This is a genomic window from Streptomyces sp. NPDC013187, assembly GCF_042899705.1.
Classification (GTDB): Bacteria; Actinomycetota; Actinomycetes; order Streptomycetales; family Streptomycetaceae; genus Streptomyces; species Streptomyces hawaiiensis_A.
The window spans coordinates 1-5154 of sequence record NZ_JBIBAF010000041.1; the positions used below are offsets into that span (position 1 = coordinate 1).

3 protein-coding genes are annotated in these 5154 nt (G+C 70.0%); 2 read left to right on the plus strand and 1 reads right to left on the minus strand.

Annotation, left to right across the window (positions count from 1 at the left end):
* The first annotated feature begins 279 nt into the window (after window positions 1-279).
* Window positions 280-2712: a SpoIIE family protein phosphatase gene (locus ACFY5B_RS39370; RefSeq protein WP_389980053.1), complete on the plus strand. Its 2433-nt coding sequence runs from the start codon at window positions 280-282 to the stop codon at window positions 2710-2712.
* A 471-nt stretch (window positions 2713-3183) separates the two neighbouring features.
* Complete coding sequence (locus tag ACFY5B_RS39375; protein WP_389980056.1) at window positions 3184-4932, plus strand: hypothetical protein; 1749 nt, start codon at window positions 3184-3186, stop codon at window positions 4930-4932.
* 125 nt (window positions 4933-5057) lie between these two features.
* On the opposite strand, the gene ACFY5B_RS39380 is transcribed toward ACFY5B_RS39375, so the two are convergent.
* Window positions 5058-5154: adenosylhomocysteinase (locus ACFY5B_RS39380; protein ID WP_389980058.1), on the minus strand; the 97-nt coding region annotated here is incomplete at its 5' end.

Below are 5154 nucleotides of genomic sequence, written 5' to 3' on the forward strand. Positions count from 1 at the left end.
CCGCGCGAGCGCAGCCGAGCGTGGGGGAGTTGACAACCGACGACAACGCGGCAGATGTGCGTGCCACGCCCCGCGACGCCGGCATGATCCAAACGGCAGGCCCTAGGCCGGCCGGCGACAAGGGCGCTTGACCGGATCCGACCTGGTCAGGCGCCCTTGTGCTGCGCGCCCACGCCGCCGGTTGAGCGAGGCGGGCCGCGGCGGGATGCTGAAGGCACCGCCCGTGACGGGTGGCACAAGGCCGTGCCGGGCGCGGCAGGAACGACGTCGGGACACCCCATGGACAACCGACCCGACACGAACACGGGAGAAGGGGGCGCGTCGGCGCCGGAGGACATCGCCGTCGTCATCGACGCCCGCGGTGCCGTGCTGGTGTGGAGCGCGGGAGCCGGGCGGCTGCTCGGATACGAGCCCGAGGAGGTCGTGGGACGGCCGGCTGCGCACCTGCTGTCCGCGAAACCGCCCGTGGCGATGCGGCGCCACCTGGCCGCCGGCGAACCGTGGACGAGTGACGTGGGACTGCGGAAGCGGGACGGGGGCCGCGTCAAGGCGCAGCTCCGGGGCACCCCGCTGGCGGACGCGCGCGGCAGGACCGCTTGGGTCGTCACCCCGGCGGCCGCGACCTACCCTGCCGGGCCGACCGAAGAGGAGCCCACGGAGCTGTGGGACCTCACGCTCGCGCAACTTCCGCTGCCGGTGGCCGTCTACGACCGTGAGGCGCGGTTCGTGACCTGCAACCAGGTGATGAGCCGTGCCATGGGGCTCACCCCCGACGAGATGAGGGGCAAGACCCTGTGGGAGATCTACCCCACCCCGCCCCTGGACGAGATCGACCGCCTGCAACGAGAGGTGGTGCGCACCGGCGAGATGATCGTCCGCGAGGAACAGCCCTTCCGGGCCTCCGGCGAGATCCGCGATCACGCGTGGTCGGTCTTCCTCTCCCCGCTGAAGAACGCGGCGGGGGAGACGCTGGGAATGTCCGCCCTGGTGATCGACATCACCGAGCAGTACTGGGCGCGGCGCCGCCTGGCGGTGCTCAACGACGCCAGTACGCGGATCGGCAGCACCCTGGACGTGACCCGGACGGCCGAGGAACTGGCCGAGGTGGCGGTGGACGGCTTCGCCGACTTCGTCACGGTCGACCTGCTGGACGCGGTCGCCCAGGGCCATGAACCGCAACCGACACCGCCCGGCACCCAGGTCGTCTTCCGCCGTACCGCGCAGCGGTCGGTGCTGCCGGGATGCCCGGAATCCGTGGTCCCGGAGGGCGGCATCGACATCTGCCCGCCCAGTTCGCCACCTGCTCGGGCACTGATCACGGGGCGGGGCGCCGTGTACCGGATGGGCGATCCGCTGTTGGGCGACTGGCCTACGGCCCACCCGGCACGCGCCGAGAGCGTCCGGAGGTTCGGAATCCACACGGTGATGATGGTGCCGCTGCGCGCCCGGGGCGTCACCCTGGGTGTGATGCACCTGGTGCGGCACCGCACCGCGGACGCCTTCGGCGAGGATGACCTGCTCCTCGCCGAGGAGATCGCCGCACGGGCGGCGGTGAGCATCGACAACGCCCGCCGCTACACCCGCGAGCGCCACACCGCGATCACCCTCCAGCGCAGCCTTCTGCCGCCAGGGCCGCCCCGGGCGCAGGCGCTGGACCTCGCCCACCGCTACTTCCCCGCCGGTTCGGGCGACGAGATCGGCGGCGACTGGTTCGACGTCATCGCGTTGTCCGGGGGCCGGGTCGCACTCGTGGTGGGCGACGTCGTGGGCCAAGGGGTGCACGCCTCGGCCGCGATGGGCCGCCTGCGCACCGCGGTCCGCACGCTCGCCGACGCCGACTTCGCGCCCGAAGAGCTGCTCACCCGCCTGGACGACCTGGTCATCCGCCTCGACCGGGAGGAAGGGCCGGACACACGCGGGCAGGGGGAGGGAACCTCGGCAGAGGTCGGGGCCACCTGCCTGTACGCCGTCTACGACCCCGTCGCCGGCCGGTGCGACATGGCCCGGGCCGGGCATCCGCCGCCCGTCATGGTGGACCGCGACGGGACCGTGCAGGTGCTGGACCTGCCCGCCGGGCCGCCGCTCGGCCTGGGCGGCATGCCCTTCGAGGCCGCCCGGATCGACGTGGTCGAGGGCAGCCTGCTCGCCTTCTACACCGACGGCCTGGTCGAGACCCCCGGCCGTGACATCGACGTCGGACTGGAGCTGCTGAGCGAGGCGTTGCGGCGCCCGGCCGCCGGTCTGGAGGAGACCTGCGAGGAGGTGCTGCGCAAGGTACGGGCCGAGCCCGCCGCCGACGACATCGTTCTGCTCCTGGCCCGGATCCGTGGTCTCGGTACCGACCGGGTACGCGTCTGGCGGCTGCCCGTGGATCCCGCGGCCGTCGCCGGGGCCCGCCGGATGGCGAGCGAACAACTGGCCGCCTGGGGGCTGGCCGAGCTCGATTTCCCCACGGAGCTGATCGTCAGCGAACTGGTCACCAACGCCATCCGCTACGGCAACGCTCCCATCGAGCTGCGCCTCATCCGCTCCGACGTCCTCGTGTGCGAGGTTTCCGACGGCAGCGGCACCGCCCCGCTCCTGCGCCGCGCCCGGGTCTTCGACGAGGGCGGCCGCGGACTGCTGCTCGTCGCCCAGGTCGCCGAGCGCTGGGGCAGTCGTCACACGGCGGAGGGCAAGACGATCTGGGCCGAACAGCCCCTGCCGGACTGACCCCCCGGACTGTGGCGTGATGCGGCGAGGCTGTGCCCTGCACCATTCCTGGTGGAAGATCCGACTCTGGGGTAGGGTCTCGACGCAACGGTCCTGGTCGGCAGGTCGCAGCCCGGCCCTCGGGGACTCACCCGCCGTACGCGAGGGCGTCACGGCCGAAACGCCTTCTTGGTGCAGCCAGGAACACCTCTTGAACCCGCCTCGATGCGATCTTGTCATCAAGCTCACCTAGGATGACATCCTGAAGGCGGCAACGTGTCACGGCGGACAACACCCGTTGAACACTCGCGCAGCATCGGGGCGCTTCGAGACCGGTTCGAAGGCACCGTCAGCGGCGGCGAATGTGCTGGAGACAGCCGGCGTGGCCCCCTCCAGGATGTGCCGGACAACCGTCCGATCTGGCGAAGGTCACGGGAACCCGGTAGTCGGAGGCCACCGCGCATGGGTGAGGCAACGGATGGGACAGCGGAGATGAGCAGCGTAGTCGAGCGCTATCAGGCACTTGGGGAGCATGTCGCGGGCGGCCGCCAGGTCGTGATGACAGACGTGCTGGACGTGCCCGCAACCGAGCTGCGGCAGGCGAACGAGCATGACGTCGCGCTCCTGCTGCTGCTCGGTGAGTTGTGCGCCCGCATGGCGGGCGGCACCTCGGCAGCGCCCGTGGTGCTGGCCACGGCGGACAAATACGTCAACACCTCCTTCTTCTACACCGGAAGGATCCTGCCGCGGACCCGGGAGCTGATCGAACTCCTCGACCGTGCGGTACGTGAGCGCTCGTTCGACCTGCTGGTGGAGGTGGCCGACCACCTCAGCCAGGGGTGGGCGAAATACGCCGACTCCATGTTCCCGTCCGCATTCGCCCGGCTCGCGGAAGAGACCGGACTCGAAGGGAAGCCCGAGTCGTTCTCCCGCGTTTCCTTCGTGTTGTGGCGCGATGGTCTGGACGCCGCCGCCGAGAACGACCCGGAGCGTGCGCTGCCGCTCTTCAGGGACTCGCTGGAGCGCTACCGGAAGTACGGCTACTACGCGGACGCGTCCTGGCTTCACACGGATCTCGTCATCGCCCATCTGCTCGCCGGGCGCAAGGAAGAAGCACACGCCGAGCTCGAGGCGCAGCGAACCTATGTGGAGAAGGTGCTCGAAGCCCACCCGGTCGTCGCACCGGAGGCGGGGCGGTCGTTCGCCTTCCACCTGGGTGACGTGCAGAGCGGCGACTACAGCACGTTCGTGGAGTCAGCCGCCCTGCGCCCGACCGAGCTGACCCGACGCGACCGCGAACTCCTCATGCGCTACGTGCGCACCAGCGAGTTCCTCATCTCGGCCTGCCGGTACGGTGTGCAGCGCGATTTCGACGCGGCGCTCGACACCTTCTCCTTCGGCTGGGGCACCTATCAGCAGTCGCCCTACCCGAGGATGTTCCGTCACCTCGCCGACAGGTACCTGGAGTCCCCAGAGAAGTGGAACGTGCATCTCACGGCGTACGAACAGTGGCACCGGATGCTGCGTACGTACCGTGTCAGGGTGCGGCCCAACGTGCTCATCGACACGGCTGCGACGCTGCACGACCGTCTGAAGTACGCCGAGTTGCACACCTGCGCCTCCCTCGTCCTGCTGGACACCGCCGTACTGCACTCCCGGCTGCACGGCAGGGGTGAGTCGGTGGACTGGATCACGCGCTACCTGCCGGATCTGCGGCCGACCCTGCCGGACATCCTGGGTGCCGTGGCCGACTACCTGCAGGCGCCGCGCAGTACGGAGCGACGACAACTGCTCAGCCGGTACATCGGGCTGAGGGCCGGCCATCTCGTGCCGGAGTTCCTCTCCCTGGACCTGGGCGAAGAGCAGCTGCCGCAGCCCGACCGGCTCGAGGTGACGCTCTATGACCGGCTGTTGTCGGTGGAAGGGGTCACCGTGCACGAGAACGCGCCGCAACCGCTCATCGACACCCTCCGCGTACTGGGCCGGGACTTCTCGGAGAGCGTCGTGCAGGGAACCGCTGTCCCCTTCCTTTCCGCCGCCGAGCTGTCGGACCGCACGAACCGAACCTCAGCGGCGCTCGCGCAGACGGTACGCCGATTCCGTAGCGCCTGTCAGGAGCGCTTCAGCGAAGTGACGGACTACGACATGGCCCAGGACGCCGTGATCCAGGGCCGCCCCGGCTACCGGCTGAATCCGCAGAGCATCCATCGCTTCACCGAGTACTCGACTGAGGCCGTCTGACCGAGTGGAGTCCCGCGTCTGTTCGCCCGGGAGTCGTACGACACCCAGTTCGCTCGGTCGTCGAGGCAACTGCACCCGTCGGTACGGGCCCCCGGGCCTTTCGACAGCGTGGGAGAAAGATACGGCTAGTAGCGGTAGTGGTCCGGCTTGAACGGTCCCTCGACCTTCACGCCGATGTACTCGGCCTGCTCGGGGCGCAGCGTGGTGAGCTTCACGCCGAGC